This window comes from Arthrobacter sp. NPDC056493 (genome assembly GCF_042795115.1).
Lineage (GTDB): Bacteria > Actinomycetota > Actinomycetes > Actinomycetales > Micrococcaceae > Arthrobacter.
Map to the genome: position 1 here is coordinate 1 of NZ_JBHTSL010000017.1, position 15,976 is coordinate 15,976.

The 15,976-nt window shown below is 68.1% G+C and carries 10 protein-coding genes; 6 read left to right on the forward strand and 4 right to left on the reverse strand.

From position 1 onward, the window contains the following. Positions 1–1,166: ubiquitin-like domain-containing protein (locus ACFQ50_RS09455; RefSeq protein WP_377995329.1), on the reverse strand; the 1,166-nt coding region annotated here is incomplete at its 3' end. A gap of 294 nt (positions 1,167–1,460) precedes the next feature. After that, the gene (locus ACFQ50_RS09460; protein WP_377995268.1) at positions 1,461–2,348 is read right to left on the reverse strand and encodes a TatD family hydrolase; all 888 of its coding nucleotides are present in this window, start codon (positions 2,346–2,348) and stop codon (positions 1,461–1,463) included. Positions 2,349–2,582: 234 nt separating this feature from the next. On the opposite strand from ACFQ50_RS09460, the gene ACFQ50_RS09465 reads away from it, so the two are divergent. The 4 genes from ACFQ50_RS09465 to ACFQ50_RS09480 all read left to right on the forward strand — a co-directional run bounded on the left by ACFQ50_RS09465 (position 2,583) and on the right by ACFQ50_RS09480 (position 9,354). Beyond that, positions 2,583–3,692 carry an AAA family ATPase gene (locus ACFQ50_RS09465; RefSeq protein WP_377995269.1) on the forward strand — a complete coding sequence of 370 codons (1,110 nt, stop codon included), beginning with the start codon at positions 2,583–2,585 and terminating at the stop codon, positions 3,690–3,692. Between the two features lie 14 nt (positions 3,693–3,706). Continuing rightward, the gene (locus ACFQ50_RS09470; protein ID WP_377995270.1) at positions 3,707–5,131 is read left to right on the forward strand and encodes a DUF58 domain-containing protein; all 1,425 of its coding nucleotides are present in this window, start codon (positions 3,707–3,709) and stop codon (positions 5,129–5,131) included. Continuing rightward, positions 5,128–7,668 carry a transglutaminaseTgpA domain-containing protein gene (locus tag ACFQ50_RS09475; RefSeq protein ID WP_377995271.1) on the forward strand — a complete coding sequence of 847 codons (2,541 nt, stop codon included), beginning with the start codon at positions 5,128–5,130 and terminating at the stop codon, positions 7,666–7,668. Before ACFQ50_RS09470 ends, ACFQ50_RS09475 begins: the two co-directional genes overlap by 4 nt. Before the next feature lie 276 nt (positions 7,669–7,944). After that, a complete protein-coding gene (locus ACFQ50_RS09480; RefSeq protein WP_377995272.1) occupies positions 7,945–9,354 on the forward strand; it encodes an MFS transporter in 1,410 nt (469 codons plus the stop codon). A gap of 112 nt (positions 9,355–9,466) precedes the next feature. Here the strand turns inward: ACFQ50_RS09480 and ACFQ50_RS09485 are convergent, their stop codons facing one another. Both ACFQ50_RS09485 and rsmI read right to left on the reverse strand, forming a co-directional pair. After that, positions 9,467–10,966, reverse strand: coding sequence for an NAD-dependent succinate-semialdehyde dehydrogenase (locus ACFQ50_RS09485; protein ID WP_377995273.1), 1,500 nt, complete (start codon positions 10,964–10,966; stop codon positions 9,467–9,469). A gap of 315 nt (positions 10,967–11,281) precedes the next feature. Next, the gene (gene rsmI / locus ACFQ50_RS09490; protein WP_377995274.1) at positions 11,282–12,256 is read right to left on the reverse strand and encodes a 16S rRNA (cytidine(1402)-2'-O)-methyltransferase; all 975 of its coding nucleotides are present in this window, start codon (positions 12,254–12,256) and stop codon (positions 11,282–11,284) included. 92 nt (positions 12,257–12,348) lie between these two features. Here rsmI and ACFQ50_RS09495 point away from each other — a divergent pair, with 92 nt between their 5' ends. Then, positions 12,349–14,055, forward strand: coding sequence for a dolichyl-phosphate-mannose--protein mannosyltransferase (locus ACFQ50_RS09495; protein ID WP_377995275.1), 1,707 nt, complete (start codon positions 12,349–12,351; stop codon positions 14,053–14,055). Positions 14,056–14,110: 55 nt separating this feature from the next. Beyond that, positions 14,111–15,940 (forward strand): AMP-dependent synthetase/ligase, encoded by a 1,830-nt coding sequence (locus ACFQ50_RS09500; protein WP_377995276.1) that lies wholly within the window; start codon positions 14,111–14,113, stop codon positions 15,938–15,940. Positions 15,941–15,976: the final 36 nt, after the last annotated feature.

The following is a 15,976-nucleotide window of genomic DNA, read 5'->3' on the forward strand; positions in this document are numbered from 1 at the left end:
CCGGTGGTATAGCAGCTGGCAGCCCAGCCGCAGCCCCAAGGCAGCAGGCCGCGCTCCGCGTAGATGCGGTTGGCAATGTCGATCTGCTGCGCCTTGGATGCCTGGCTGGCGTTCGGGGCGTAGGCGCCGCCGCCGGCGCCAATCCAGGTCTGGACATCGAACTGGAGGCCGCCGTAGTAGCCGTTGCCACTGTTGATGGACCAGTTGCCGCCGGATTCACACTGGGCGATCTTGTCCCACATGCCCGCGTTCATCATGGCCGGGGCTGCCGCCCCAGTGTTACCGCTTTCGGCGGCTGCTGCGGGCTTGGGCTCTTCCTTGGTGCCGACCGTGATCTTCTCGGTTACCGGCTCGCGGGTGGTGGTCTTGGAGACGAGCGTCCGGGATGCCTCACGGCCATCGACCAGGACCAGCTTGTAGGTAAGGGTCGTCTCGCCGGGAACGCCCTCCTGGGTGACTTTCTCTTCACCCTTGGGAAGGGTGGCGCTGTCCGTGGAGAGGGACTGGAACGCGACCTCTTCGGTGACGGTGGCGGTCTTGCCGGCCACCCGGGACACCTTGATCACCATGTTGTTGACCACGGGGGCGTGTGCCGGCTGCGACGTCCGGTCTGCGGCGGCGAGCCGGATCCCGGCGTCCTTGAGGACCTCGCCAACGTCGGCTGCTGTGGTGGTGGTTTTCTTGGCCTTGCCATCGGCAATGATGCTGACGGTTTTCGGCGTCGAGATGGCCACGAACGAACCGTCCACGGCCAGCTGCGCGTTCTTCGGCACGGAGAGCTCCGACGAACTGGCGACGCCGAGCTGGGTCACGAGCCCGGCCACGTCCTGCGCCGTGGTGCTCACGGTCTTCTCTGCACCGTCCAGGCTGACCTTCACGGCCTTCGCCATGTTCACGTTGATGACGGAGCCATTCTCAACCCTGGCGTCCAGCGTCGGAGAAACGCGGTCGGCCGGGTGCAATTCAACATTTGCACTCTTCACCACCTGTTCGACGGTGCCGCCGAAGGTCTGGACGGAGCTGACTTTCCCGTCGACGTTCAGGGTGACTGTCTTGTTGCTGCCCACAAAGGCAACGAGCCCCAGCACGAGGGCCGAGAGCACCACCAGCTGCGTGCCGACCTTGATGAAACTGAACTTGCCGTCTGACGTGAAGAAGTTGACCACGATTGCCCGTAACTTTTGAGCCATCCGGGCACGGGGAAAAACGCACAGGGGAACCCGCGGCGGACACCGAAATGGTGGCTCCGGACAGGCCGGAGCAGGCCGCAGGCATGTGCGTCGCCACACTCACATGGCAGGACATCCGAGGGCGCCCTGCCTGTCACGAAAGTGAGTTACATCATCCGGAGGCCTTCCCCGACCCCGGCTAATAGTTTTTCACTGTAACCGAAGCGTTATAAAGCATCCAAAATATTTGCCTACCAGGTATGCATTTCCCGGCATGCGGCGTGCTCGGTCTTAGTCCCAGGATCCGTACGCCCGCACGGTATTTGCGCTCACTTGGCCGCACAGCTCGGACAGGTCTGTTTCTGTCAATTCCGCAATCGCCCGCACGGTGTAAGGCACCATGTAGCTGGCGTTGGGACGGCCCCGGTGCGGATGCGGGGTGAGGAACGGCGAGTCGGTTTCAACCAGCACCAGCTCCGGATCGGCCACGGCGAGCGCCTCCCTGAGGTTCGTGGCGTTCTTGAAGGTCAGCGTCCCCGCGAAGGACATGAACCATCCTTCGCGGTTGCAGATCCGGGCGAGCTCCGCGTCCCCGGAAAAGCAGTGGAAAACCACCCGTTCCGGGGTGCCCTCCTCGCGCAGGACCTGGACCACGGCGTCGTGGGCGTCACGGTCGTGGATCTGCAAGGTCCGGTCCAGCCGCTTGGCGATGTCGATGTGCCGGCGGAACGAGTAGCGCTGATGGGCCAGCCCCTCCCCTTCCGTGCGGAAGAAATCCAGGCCGGTTTCGCCAATGGCGCGCACGCGGGGGTGGGCGGCCAGCTCCTCGATCTCCGCCAGGGCGTCCTCCAGCTCACCGCGGGCCGCGTAGTCCGGTGCGTCATTCGGGTGGAGGGCCACTGCCCCCAAAAGCCGTGGATCCACGTCGACGGCGCGCACGGTAAACCTGGAGGATTCGAGGTCGCAGCCCACCTGCACGGCGCCGCAGACACCTACGGCTTCAGCTGCATCGAGGGCAGCCGCGATGTCCACCCGGACGTCGTCAGTCGGGAAGTCCAGGTGCGTGTGGTTATCCATCACGGGAACGGGCAACGGTTCGGGGGCCGGCGGGAAACCGCGCTTGCCGGAGCCGTCACTGCCGGGCGCCCGGTAGGGCCTGGGAGTCAGGGAATGCCGCATTCCTCCAGCCTAGCGGCCGCCCGGCCGCGTCTTCTCCACCGCCCGGGCCGCGTCCCATCCCCCGGCATGACCCGGAGACTACGCTCGGCATTACCCGGAGATTTACGGGGAACTCTCTGTTAGCCACGGCAGTTGTGTTAGTACGCTGGATACGGACGGATGTGAGCGCCCAACGAGGGCAACGGCAGACCTCCGCCGCTTCGTTCCGCTTCATTCTGGGCTGAAAGGTTGCCGATGGAACCGCACCGACGCATCACGATCGACGAAGCACTTCCCGGCGGACAGGGCTTCACTGGAAGTGCTGCGCGCAACGTCAACCCCCTCAACGGACACAAAACGGTTCCTCTGGAAGCCCCGGCTTTCCGGGCCGCCAGCGAACGCATCCTCAGTGCCATCAACACCGTCATCGACGGCAAGGCCGAGGCCGCGAAACTGGCGCTGACGGTCCTCCTCGCCCAGGGCCACCTGCTCCTGGAGGATGTCCCCGGGGTGGGCAAGACGCTGCTGGCCAAAACACTGGCACGCACCATCGACTGTTCCGTCAGCCGGATCCAGTTCACACCCGACCTCCTCCCGTCGGATGTCACCGGCGTATCCATTTATAACCAGTCCTCGCGCCAGTTCGAGTTCCGTCCGGGTGCCGTGTTCGCGAACATCGTGATTGGCGACGAGATCAACCGGGCTTCGGCCAAGACGCAGTCCGCCCTGCTCGAATGCATGGAGGAGCACCAGGTCACGGTGGACGGACACTCCTACAAGCTTGGCGAACCGTTCATGGTGGTGGCCACCCAGAACCCCATCGAAATGGAGGGGACATATCCGCTCCCGGAGGCCCAGCGGGACCGCTTCATGGCGCGAATTTCCATGGGATATCCGGACAAGGACTCCGAGATCGAAATGCTCGAAACCCACCAGGCCGAGTCCCCCCTGGCCCGGGTCAAGGCGGTCGTCACGGCAACGGATGTCGCCGCCATGATCGCCACCGTCCAGCAGGTGTTCGTCTCCGAAGCCGTGAAGGAGTACACCGTGGCCGTCGGCCGGGCCACCCGTGACAGCGCCATGCTCCGCCTCGGGGCAAGCCCGCGTTCCCTGCTGCAACTGCTCCGGGCCGCGAAGGCAACGGCGGCGCTCGACGGCCGTGACTTCGTGCTGCCCGATGACGTCGTGGCCGTTGCCGAGGCGGTGCTCGCGCACCGGATCATCCTGGACCGCAAAGCCGCCAGCACGGGCGAGACCCCGCAGGGCGTGATCCGCGGCGTCCTTGCCCGGATCCCCGTCAGCCGGGAGATGACGGACACGGCAAAGGCCGGACGGACTTCACCCGAACTCCGCCCTAGCCGCTAGTCAGGACCGCCGCCGTGGCACTGCTGGACAGCCTCCCCCGACATCTCTTCAGCTCCCGGGGCTGGGGGCTCCTGGCGGCCGGCGCCGTCTCGCTGCTCTGCGCCCAGGTCATGGGCCGCCGCGACCTCCTGGCCCTCGGCGTCCTGCTGGTTGTCCTGCCGCTCGTTTCACTGGCCGGCATCAGGGTGGTCAAGCCGCGGTTCCGGGTGTACCGGGAGTTCAGCCCTTCCACGGTCGAGACAGACTCGATCACCACGGTGCGGCTCGCCGTCGCCCGGACCGGGCTGGGCACAGGCCGGGTCATCATGGAGGAGCGGCTGCCGCCCCGGTTCGGCGAATCCCCCGCGTTCCGCTTTCCCGCCAGGTCCGCGTCGGGCGGCACCAGCCGCTACGAGTACCACCTGCGCTCGGGAAAGCGCGGACAGTTCACCATCGGCCCCGTCACCGCCGAGTTCACGGATCCGTTCGGGCTGTCACTGCACCGCCACTCGATCGACGACGGCGACACCCTCACCGTGACGCCGGCCGCCGTCGAACTTCCGTCCACCGGCCTGGCCGGCGCGCGCGGCAACGACGGCATCACCACCACCCGAACCAGGGCCAACCCCAGCGACGACGACGTCATGACGCGCGAGTACCGGCACGGCGATCCGATGCGCCGGGTGCACTGGCCGGCCACGGCCCGGCACGGCTCGCTCATGGTCCGGCAGGAGGAATCGGTCACCACACCCGAGGCCACGGTCATCCTGGACCACCGGTTCGTGGCCCATTCCTCGGGCTACGGCTCGGTGTACGGCAGCCCGGGCGACGACGGAAGCGACCTCGTCACCAGCGACACCTTCGAGTGGGCTGTCACGGCGGCGATGTCCGTGGGCGCCCACCTCGCCGAACTCAATTACTCGTTGCGGTTCCTGGACGCGGCGGGTGAGCCTGCCTTCCACCGCTCGTCCTCGGCCCCGGAGCCCGACAACGAGGAGTACAGCGGCGCGGCCGGCCTCCAGTCCATCGCCGAAAGCCTTGCCGCGATCCAGCTGACCGGCCCGCATCACGCGCGCCGGGAGCACGATACCGGACGCCGCGACCATGCGGGGGGCGCCGATCCGGCCCAGTCCGTCTATGACGACCGCCTCATGGACAAACTCGCGGCCCACCGGATGCGCGGCCCGGTCCTGGCGCTGCTGGGGAAGATCTCACTCGCGGAGGCGCGCGCCCTGGCACCGGCGGCCGGCTACGCCGCCAACGCGTTTGCCGTGGTGATCACGGACAAACCCGCGGACTGCCATGACGTGCTTGAGGCACTGCGGCTGGGCGGCTGGCGCGCTGTCGCCGTCGAGGCGTCCACCTCGCTGCCGGCCGCCTGGATGTACTTCGACGAGGGCGATGCCGCCATGTGGACGGCTGCGGCGGACGTACGGCGCGGTGCGGAGGTAGGGCGATGACACTGACATCACAGCGGCCGTCGGGGGCCGACGCCCAGCGGCAGCCCGCTCCGGCGTCCCCGGGGAGCGGACGGTTCGGGGCGGGCGTCTTTCCGTGGGTCATGTCCGGCGCAGTGGCGTTGTCCGTCCTGGGCGCGTCGCTGTCCCTCAACGGCGTCCTTCGGGGCTGGGCGTGGTTCCTGCCTGTGGTGACCATGGTGGTGGTGGTCTCGCTGACCATGGCCCTGCTCCGCACGTTCCGTGCCCCGCCCTTGCTGGTGGCTGCGGGGGGCCTGGTGTCCCTGGCCTTCATCCTGACGTTCACGTTCTTCCGACGCGACAGCATTGCGGGTTTCCTCCCCTCCCAGGCCACCCTCGACGCGCTGGGCAGGCATCTTCGCCGGGCCAGCGAAACGGTGCTGGCCGAGAGCTCGCCGGTGGCGCCCAACGCCGGTATCGTCCTGGTGGCGTGCGCCGCGCTGGGACTCGTCCTCATCCTCGTGGATGCGCTGGCCCTTCCGCTGGGTATGCCCGCCACGAGCGGGCTCGGCCTGCTGGCGGTGCTGATTGTGCCGGCCATGATCAAGCCCCAGAGCGTCGGATGGCTGGGATTCGTGGTGACGGCCGCCGGCTACCTGATGATCCTCGCGGGCAGCCAATGGTTCGTACCTGATGCGAGGACGCAGGCTGACACGGCCCGCAACCCGGGCCAGGTCAGGCGCGCCGCGCTCACCGGAGCCGTGACGCTGGCGGTCACGCTGCTGCTGCAGCTTGTGGTTCCCGGCTTCGACCAGGGCACGTTTCCGCAGGGCTCCCGGCTGAACCCCTGGGGAACGGCCACAGGACTTAACCCCATGATCAGCCTCGGAAACAGCCTGCGGACCCCGACGGGCGAGGGCAGGATCACGTACGCCACCAACTCCACCACGCCGCTCTACCTCCGCTCGGTCACGGTGGACCGCTTCGACGGCGAGTCCTGGTCCCCGGACGACCGCAATGCCAGCCGCCGGGCAGGCACCGGACGGATGGATGTGGGCCACGAGATCCTGGCACCCGAACAGACCCGGCAGGTGACGGTGGTCAACACCGGAGACTTCACCAGCCCCTACCTCCCCGTCCCCTACGCCCCGGAATCCGTCAACGGCCTGACCGGGCGCTGGAGCTGGGACCCTGCGACCCTGAGCATCAAGGGCACCGACACCAACTCCCGGGACCAGCAGTACCTGGTGCAGTCCTCGGTGCCGAAGCTGACCACGGAGTTGCTGGACGCGTCCTCCGCCCCTGTCCGGGGAATCCCCGATGAGTTCATCCGGCCGCCGTCGAACGTTCCGGACATCGTCCGGACCACCGCCGAGTCCGTCACGGCCAACAGCCGGACAGCCTACGCCAAGGCGATGGCGATCCAGAGGTTCCTGCGCGGGCCGGGCTTCACCTATTCCCTGGAGTCGCCGGTCCAAGGCGGCTATGACGGGAACGGGCTATCAGTCCTGGCGGATTTCCTGACCCAGAAGAGCGGCTATTGCATCCACTTCGCGTCCGCCATGGCGGTGATGGCCCGGCTTGAAGGCATCCCCAGCAGGATCGCCGTCGGCTACGCGCCGGGCAGGCTGACCGGCGCCACAGTGTCTGTCGCCGGCCAGGGAGCGCTCCCGGAGTTCGAAGTTGACGCCCGCGATGCCCATGCCTGGCCCGAGCTGTACTTCCAGGGCCTCGGCTGGGTTCCGTTCGAACCCACGCCCTCGCGTGGCGTGGTCCCGCCCTACGCCCAGGACTCCTCAACGTCCGGAGGCGCCAGCACCAACGACCAGAACAACGACGGTCTGGTGCCGAGCAACGGTGCCACGGCACCGTCGGCGCAGACACCGGCCCCGCTGCCTCTGCCGGGGAGCGGAACGGCCGACGCCGGGAACCAGCTGGCGCCCGCACTTTACAGCACCGCCGGGGTTCTGCTGCTGGTCCTCCTGGCCGCCTCACCCCGCCTGGTGCGCGGAGGCATCAGGGCAAGGCGCCTCAGGGGAACGGGCACCGGCAGGAACCGGCTGGCGGAGCCGCCGCTCGTCTGGTCCGAACTCCAGGATTTGGCCACGGACTACGGAGTGCGTCCTGAGCCGAGCGAGACTCCGCGGACGTTCTCTGCCCGGCTGCGCGGCTCCGCGGCAGTGCGACAGCGGGCCGGGTCAGAACCCGGCAGCGGAGCAGGCACCGGCGGCGGAGAGGGGCCCGACGCCGGGACCGCCGAGGCCGTGGCGGTCCTGACGGATGCCTACGAGCGGCATCAGTACGGCCGGCCCGCCGGCCAGGACGCCACGCGCCGCGGCCTGCCGGAGGAAACCGCCGTCGAACTCATTGGCCGGGTGCGGCAGGCGCTGCGCCGCAATGCCGGCATGGTCAGCCGGCTTCGCGCCGACTGGCTGCCGCCGTCGGTCCTCTCCCGCTGGGGAGCCGTGGCTGGATGGCCTGTCCGCGTCCTGGGCCGGGCGGCGCTGCGGGTGGGGCACGCCGCGTCGGTGCTGTGGCGCAGAACCCGCAGCGGCCTCCGGCGTCTCCGGGAAGGCTAGCCGCCGGCAGGAACGCCGGCACGGCCCGGGCCGCCCGGCTGCCGCCACGCCGCCATCCTGCCGACATTCCCAACGTTTGACATGTGACCGCCGCCACCTTATCTTTGAGAAACGGGAAAGCGCATTCCAGATGACATCCAAAGCCTGGGAAACCAGAAAAGTCGTCCGCAGACCTGCCGCAGCCTTGGCGGCGCGGAGCGCAACCTCCCACCTGATCCGACACCCAGCGACGGGGCGAATCCGGCGGGGCAGACGATTTGTCCAAAGGAGGACGATATGAAGAGCGACACACGCAAGCTGCGGACTACGACTGAATCGATTCACGCTGGCACGCACCGGACGAGCAGCACCCGGAAAGCTGCCGCCAGCGGCTGGGTGGGCAGCGCCCTTGAGTACTACGACTGGTTCATCTACGCCCAGGCCGCAGCCCTGGTCTTTCCGACGGTGTTCTTCCCGGGCGGAAACCCGACCGTCGCGCTGATCGCGTCACTCGGCACCTATGCGGTGGGATATGTCGCCCGCCCGATCGGGGCATTCGTCCTTGGCCAGTGGGGTGACAAGCACGGCCGGAAGAACGTCCTGGTCCTGGCCATGCTGCTGATGGGCGTCTCGACCTTCGCCGTGGCCCTGCTGCCCACCTATGGTCAAGTCGGCATACTGGCCCCGGCCCTGCTGCTGGTGCTTCGCCTCGTCCAGGGTTTCGCCGTGGCAGGGGAACTGAGCGGAGCCAGCGCCATGATTGTGGAGCACGCACCGTTCGGCCGCCGCGGCTTCTATGCAAGCTTCGCACTTCAGGGCACCCAGGCCGGGCAGATCATCGCCGCCGCCGTCTTCCTCCCGCTCTCGGCTGTGCTGTCCGCGGACGACTTCCACGCATGGGGCTGGCGTGTCCCGTTCCTCCTCAGCGCCCTGGTGGTGTTCGCCGGCTACATGATCCGCCGCCGGGTTGAGGAAACGCCCGTCTTTGTGGAGGAGAAGGCGCACAAGGACGTTCCCAGGATGCCGGTGGTCCAGGTGCTGCGCGAAAGCGGGCTGAACGTAGTGCGGGCGGTCTGCATGACGCTGGTCAACGTTGTGGGCGTCACCGTCGCAGTGTTCGGCGCAGCTTACGCCACGCAGCCGGGGTACGGCATCGGCATGAGCACCACGGTCTACCTCTGGATTCCGGTGCTGGCCAACGTCATCGCACTCGCCCTCATCCCCTGGTTCGGCGACCTCTCGGACCGGTTCGGCCGGCGGCCGCTGATGATCGTCGGTTCGCTGGGCTCCGGTGCGCTGGCCTACGGGTACCTCTACGCGGTCAGCCAGAACAACGTGCCGCTGACCATCGTCCTCGCGATCCTCATGTGGGGCACGCTGTACCAGGTCTGGAACGCCACGTTCGCCAGCTTCTTCCAGGAGCTCTTTCCCTCCCGCACGCGGGTCACCGGGTTTGCCATCTCCCAGAACATCGGGCTCCTGATCACGTCCTTCCTGCCGAGCCTCTTTGCGGTGGTCGCTCCCCCGGGCTCGGCAAATGTTCCGCTCACCGTCGGGTCCATCTGCTTCGGCATCACCGTCATCGGGGCCATAGCGGCCTGGTCTGCCAGGGAAACGCACCGGATTCCGCTCCAGCAGCTGGGATCACCGGACGCCACGCCCGTCTCCCGCGAGGAGTACGCAAGCGTCCGGGCCGCAGCCCGCTAAACGCTGCTCCACCGGCCTGACTCAGGCAAGGCTGGCCGCATCCGCGCAAAAGAACGCACCTGCAGCAGGTTTCCTGCCGCAGGTGCGTTCCTTGTTTGTCCGGAAAATATCCTTAGCCGGCGTAGGGGTCGGCGATGCCGATGTACTGCGTGTAGAGGTATTCCTCGATGCCCTCCAGGCCGCCTTCACGGCCCAGGCCGGACTGCTTGACGCCGCCGAAGGGTGCCGCGGCGTTGGAGACGACGCCGGCGTTCAGGCCGAGCATGCCGGTCTCGAGCCGCTCGCCCATCCGGATGCCGCGGTTCAGGTCCTTCGTGAAGACGTAGGCCACGAGGCCGTATTCGGTGTTGTTGGCCAGGCGGACGGCCTCGTCCTCGGAGGAGAAGGTGATGATGGGGGCGACGGGGCCGAAGATCTCCTCGGACAGGATCCGGGTTCCCTCGGTGACCCCCTTGAGGATGGTGGGCTGGTAGAAGTACCCGGGTCCCTCGACGGGGGCGCCGCCCACCACTGCCGTGGCGCCGGAGGCAACGGCATTGGTGACCAGCTCGTGCACCTTGTCCCGGCTCTTCGCGTCGATCAGCGGGCCGACCTTGGACTCGGGCTCGGTGCCGCGGGCGGTGGTCATCTCCTTCATCTTCGCGGCGAACTTCTCCGCGAATTCGTCGGCGACGGATTCGTGCACGATGAAGCGGTTCGCGGCGGTGCAGGCCTCACCCATGTTCCGCAGCTTGGCCAGCATGGCCCCGGCAACGGCCGCATCGACGTCGGCGTCCTCAAACACCACGAACGGGGCGTTGCCGCCCAGTTCCATCGAGGTCCGCAGGACCGTCTCGGAGGCGTCGGACAGCAGGCGGCGGCCCACCTCGGTGGAACCGGTGAAGGAGAGCTTCCGCAGCCGGGAATCCTTGACCAGCGGGCCGGTGGTGGCGCCTGCGCTGGTGGTGCTGATCACGTTCAGGACACCGGCCGGCAGGCCCGCTTCCTGCATCACGGCTGCGAACAGGTGGGAGGTCAGCGGCGTCAGGTTCGCGGGCTTGAGGACCATGGTGCAGCCGGCCGCCACCGCGGGGGCGATCTTGCGGGTGGCCATGGCCAGCGGGAAGTTCCACGGCGTGATCAGCAGGCACGGACCCACCGGCTTCTTGGTCACCAGCAGACGGGACTTGCCGTCCGGGGAGACCGAGTACCGGCCGAAGGCACGGACGGCTTCCTCAGAGAACCAGCGCAGGAACTCGGCGCCATAGGTGACCTCGCCGCGGGCTTCGGCCAGCGGCTTGCCCATTTCCAGGGTCATCAGCAACGCGAAGTCTTCGGCGCGCTCGGTGACGAGTTCAAAAGCGCGGCGCAGGATCTCGCCGCGCTCACGCGGCGGCACCTTGGCCCATGACTCCTGGGCGGCGGCGGCCGCGTCCAGGGCAGCGGCGCCGTCCTCGGCTGACGCGTCGGCGATGCTCAGCAGTGTCTTCCCGGTGGCGGGATCCTCGACGTCGAACGTCTTGCCCGACGCCGCAGGACGCCACTCGCCGTTGATGAGCAGGCCGGTGGGGACAGACGCGAGCAATTCGCTTTCGCGTTCTGCGGTAGCAGTGGACTGTGTGGTAACAGACACGGTGACTCCCTCGTCAGCAATCGGATTGCCGGTTATGTGCAGCTCCTGCACACGGCGTGCCGCCGCCTGCCGCCCGCTGCTTGCTTGGCTGGATTAAAGCCACGGTACTGCCGGGATCTCGGCAGTGTCTACGCATCGGCGCACTGCCCGTCCGGCCATTTGTTGTGCAGCTGCACAGCAGCTCCGGCGGCATCGCGGGGCGGCTGAGAGCGTCTCTCCTGGTCCGCGCTGCGGGCGCGTCAGGGCCGCCGGGTCAGGGTAAGTCAGGGCCGCCGGGGCGGGGTCAGCAGGGCAAGACCTACCAGAGTGCGGATGTCACCGGGCGGCGAGCACGGCGGAGTACAGTTCCCGCTTGCTCACGCGGGTTTCTTCGGCGACGGCCGCCACGGCTTCCTTGAGCCGGACGCCCTTGGCCACTAGTTCGTTGACGGCGGCCACGCCGTCCTCCGGCGAGCCGGGTGCACGCTCCGGCGCGCCTGCCACCACCACCGCGATCTCGCCGCGCACTTCGTTGGCCTCCGCCCACTGCAGCATGTCGCGCAGCGATCCGCGGAGGACTTCCTCGTAGGTCTTGGTGAGCTCGCGGCACACCGCCGCGCGCCGGTCCGGGCCGAAGCGCTCGTGGAGCGCCCGCAGCATGGCCTCCAGCCGGTGCGGTGCCTCGAAGAAGACCATGGTGCGGCGTTCGGCGTCGAGATCCCCCAGGCGCGAAGCGCGTTCACCGGCCTTCCGCGGGAGGAACCCTTCGAAACAGAACCTGTCGGTAGGCAGGCCGGAGAGGGCCAGGGCGGTGAGGACGGCGGAGGGGCCGGGGACGGCCGTGACCTTGAGGCCGGCGGCCACTGCGCCTTCGACCAGCCGGAAGCCGGGGTCGGAGACTGCGGGCATGCCGGCGTCGGTGACCATGACGAGGGTTTTTCCGGAGCGGACCTGCTCCAGGAGTTCCGCGGTCTTGGTGGCCTCGTTGTGCTCGTGGTAGCTGATGATCCGCCCGCTCACGGCGACGTTGAGGCTCTGCACCAGGCGGTGCAGGCGACGGGTGTCCTCGGCCGCCACGATGTCCGCCGTTGCCAGCAGCTCCACGAGCCGGGCCGAAGCGTCGCCCACGTTGCCGATGGGTGTTGCTGCCAGGACAATCCGCCCAGGACCCCCGCTGCCGAGGTCCTGCTCGCCTCTGCCCGCAGCGCCGGCCGGTTCTGCGGCGCCGGCTGGTTCTGCGCTGCTGGAAGGGTCGGAACTGCCGGGAAGGTCGGAAGTGCTGTCAGGGGCGCTGCTCGCATCATGGTCCACGGATCCAGCCTACTGCCGCCGGGTCCCATCCAAGCCGCACTCCAAGCCGCACTCCAAGCCGCACGACAAGCCGCAAACGGTAGCATGGGCTCGTGACACAGACCTCCGTGCGGCCTGACGGGGCCGAACCAGCAAGCACCCCGGCTTCCGCACCCGCCGCGGAAGGCCGTGGCCCGCACGGGAAGCGCTGGATCAGCCGTCCCTCGGAGGCCTTCACGGCAGACGCCCTCACCCGGCGCCTGATCGGCGGCATCCGCACCTGGCGGGACTACCCGCCGTCGCTCCGGCTCTGGTTCTGGCTGGTTCCGGCGCTGACTGCCGTCGTGGGCGGGATCCTGAGGTTTGTCCGGCTGGATGTCCCCCGCAGCCTCGTGTTCGACGAGACGTACTACGTCAAGGACGGTTACTCGCTGCTGGTGAGCGGGTACGAGCGGAGCTGGCCGGACAAGGCCAACGACGCGTTCGTGGCCGGCAACCCCAACGTGCTGCTGAACACCCCCGAATACGTGGTGCACCCGCCCGTGGGCAAATGGATGATCGCAGCCGGCATGTGGCTCTTCGGGGCAGACAACCCCTTCGGGTGGCGGTTCGCCGCCGCACTGACCGGAACCCTGTCCGTCGCCCTCCTCGCACTGATAGCCCAGAAACTTTTCGGCTCCCTGGTTCTCGGAGCGGCGGCCGGCCTGCTGCTCGCCGTCGACGGCCACCACCTTGTCATGTCGCGCACGTCCCTGCTGGACATCTTCCTGATGTTCTGGATCCTGGCCGCGTTTGGCGCGCTGTTACTGGACCGCGACGACGGCCGGCGCCGGCTCGCGGCCAGGCTCGGCGGGCAGGCGGCCGCCTCCCCCACCGGCAGGCCATCGGCGCTCCAACTGCTGTCCGGCCCATGGCTGGGCGTCCGCTGGTGGCGGGTTGTGGCAGGCATCTGCCTGGGCCTGGCCGTCGGCACCAAGTGGTCAGCGCTGTTTTTCCTGGCCGGGTTCGGGCTCCTGACTGTGTTCTGGGACCTGAGCTCCCGCCGGACCGCCGGCATCCGGGGCTGGATCAGCGCAGGAATCATCAAGGACGGGCTCCTGGCCTTCCTCAGCATCGTTCCTGTGGCCGCCGTGACGTACGCCGCCACCTGGACCGGGTGGTTCCGGTCCACGGATGCCTACTACCGGAGGTGGGCTGAGACAAACCCCAGCGCGGAATGGGGCTGGTTGCCGGACTCCGTGCGGTCCCTGGCGCACTACCATCTTGAGGCCTACAAGTTCCACCAGGGGCTCAGCTCGGAACACCCGTACGAGGCCAGCGCCTGGAGCTGGCTCGTGATGGGCAGGCCCACCTCATTCTTCTACGAGTCCCCCAAGCAGGGCACCCCGGGCTGCGATTTCGCCCACTGCACCACGGCCATCCTTTCGGTCGGCAACCCGCTGATCTGGTGGAGCGCTGCCATCTCGCTCGTGGTCCTGCTGTTCTGGTGGGCGGGCAGGCGCGACTGGCGCGCCGGGGCGGTCCTGGCCGCCGTCGGCTCCGGGTACCTGCCGTGGTTCATGTACCCGGAGCGCACCATGTTCTTCTTCTACGCGGTGTCCTTCGAGCCCTTCCTGGTCCTGGCGCTCGTGTACTGCCTGGGCCTGGTGCTGGGGAAAACCACCGACCCGCCGTGGCGCCGGCGCTCCGGGCTGTACGGGGTGGCCCTGTTCCTCGTGGCCGCGGTCCTGATCTCGGCCTTCTTCTACCCCGTCTGGACCGCCGAAATGATCACCTACCAGGACTGGCGCCTCAGAATGTGGATGCCTTCCTGGATCTGAGGCACGATTGCAGGTGGAACCCGGACGTGATCATCAACGAAATGGAGAGCCGCCCGTGAGGGAAGCAAGCACGGAACTGATGGTTGCCCTGGAGGACAGCAGCAACGTCACCGACCTGCTCCTGGACTGTTACCGGCACAATCCTTCGCACGCCGTCTACGCCCGCCGGGACGCCAGCGGCTGGCAAAACGTCACCGTCGGGCACTTCCTCGACCAGGTCACAGCCCTGGCCAAAGGCCTCATCGCCGGCGGCCTGGCACCCGGCGACACCGTCGCCGTCCTCTCCGCCACCCGCTATGAGTGGACGCTGGTGGATTTCGCCATCTGGTTTGCCGGCGGTGTGACCGTGCCCATCTACGAAACCTCCTCGGCCAGCCAGGTGGAGTGGATCCTGTCCGACTCCGGCGCCGGGCGGGTCTTCGTTGAGGACCGCCAGAAGGCGGCGCTGCTGGACCAGGTCCTGTCCGCCTCCAGCGTGCTGGCCGGCCGCCTGGTGCCGGTGGTCCGGATGGATTACGACGGCGAAGCCCCCAACCTTGCCAGCCTGGCCGCCGCGGGGGCCGGGGTGACGGACGCCGAGCTGGAGCGGCACCGCTCCGCAGCTGCGCTGCCGGACGTCGCCTCCCTCGTCTACACCTCCGGCACCACCGGCCGGCCAAAGGGCTGCGAGATCACGCACGGCAACTTCGCCCTCGTGGCCAGGAACATCGTTGTCTTCCTGCCCGAGCTGCTGCAGCAGGAGTCCGCCAGGACCCTGATGTTCCTGCCGTTGGCCCACGTGCTGGCCCGTGCCGTCCAGGTGGTGTGCCTGACGGCCGGAGTGACCCTTGGCCACACCTCCGGAGCCGCGCAGCTGATGGATGATCTGGAAACCTTCAAGCCAACCTTCCTGCTGGCTGTTCCCCGTATCTTCGAGAAGGTCCGTGCCGGCGCGGAACAGAAGGCGAAGGACGCCGGGAAGTCGCGGCTGTTCAGTGCCGCCGCGGGGGTGGCGGTCCGCTACTCGGAAGCGCTGGATGCTGCCGCGCGTGGGGAAGGCGGTGGTCCGGGCGCCGTGCTGCGGGCGCAGCACGCACTATTCGACCGCCTTGTGTATCCCCGGCTCCGCCAGGTGTTCGGCGGCAGCATGAAGTACGCCGTTTCGGGCGCCAGCCCGCTCAACGCCGGCGATGCGCATTTCTTCAGGGGTGCGGGGATCGCCGTGCTCGAAGGCTACGGCCTGACGGAGACCACGGCGCCGTGCACGGTGAACACCGCCGGTCTCGCCCGGGTGGGCACGGTGGGGATCCCGGCGCCGGGCACCACCATCCGCATCGCTGAGGACGGCGAGATCCTGGTCAGGGGCATCGGCGTGTTCAAGGGCTACCACGCCAACGAGGCAGCCAACGCCGAGGCGTTTACGGACGGCTTCTTCCGCACCGGGGACCTGGGCTCCCTGGACGCCGACGGGTTCCTCACCATCACGGGCCGCAAAAAGGACCTGCTGGTCACCGCTGCGGGTAAGAACGTTGCTCCCGGGCCGCTCGAGGAGAAGATCCGCGAACACCAGCTCGTGGGCCACGCCGTGGTGGTCGGTGACGGGAAGCCGTTCGTTTCCGCCCTGGTCAACCTCGACCCCGAGGGCCTCGGCCACTGGTGCACGGCGAACAGCGTTCCGTTGCTCAGCCCCGTGGAAGCCTGCACGGACCCGGCGGTACGCGGTGCCATCCAGGATGCGGTGGACCAGGCCAACAGCCTCGTGTCCAAGGCCGAATCGATCCGCAAGTTCCGGGTCCTGGATGCCGCCTTCACCGTGGAGTCGGGGCACCTGACGCCCTCCCTCAAACTCAGGAGGGCCGCCGTCGTCAAGGACTTTGAAGCGGAAATCGAACAGCTGTACGGCTGAGCAGGCCCCCCGGCCCGGTCACCTGTACTGCCATCA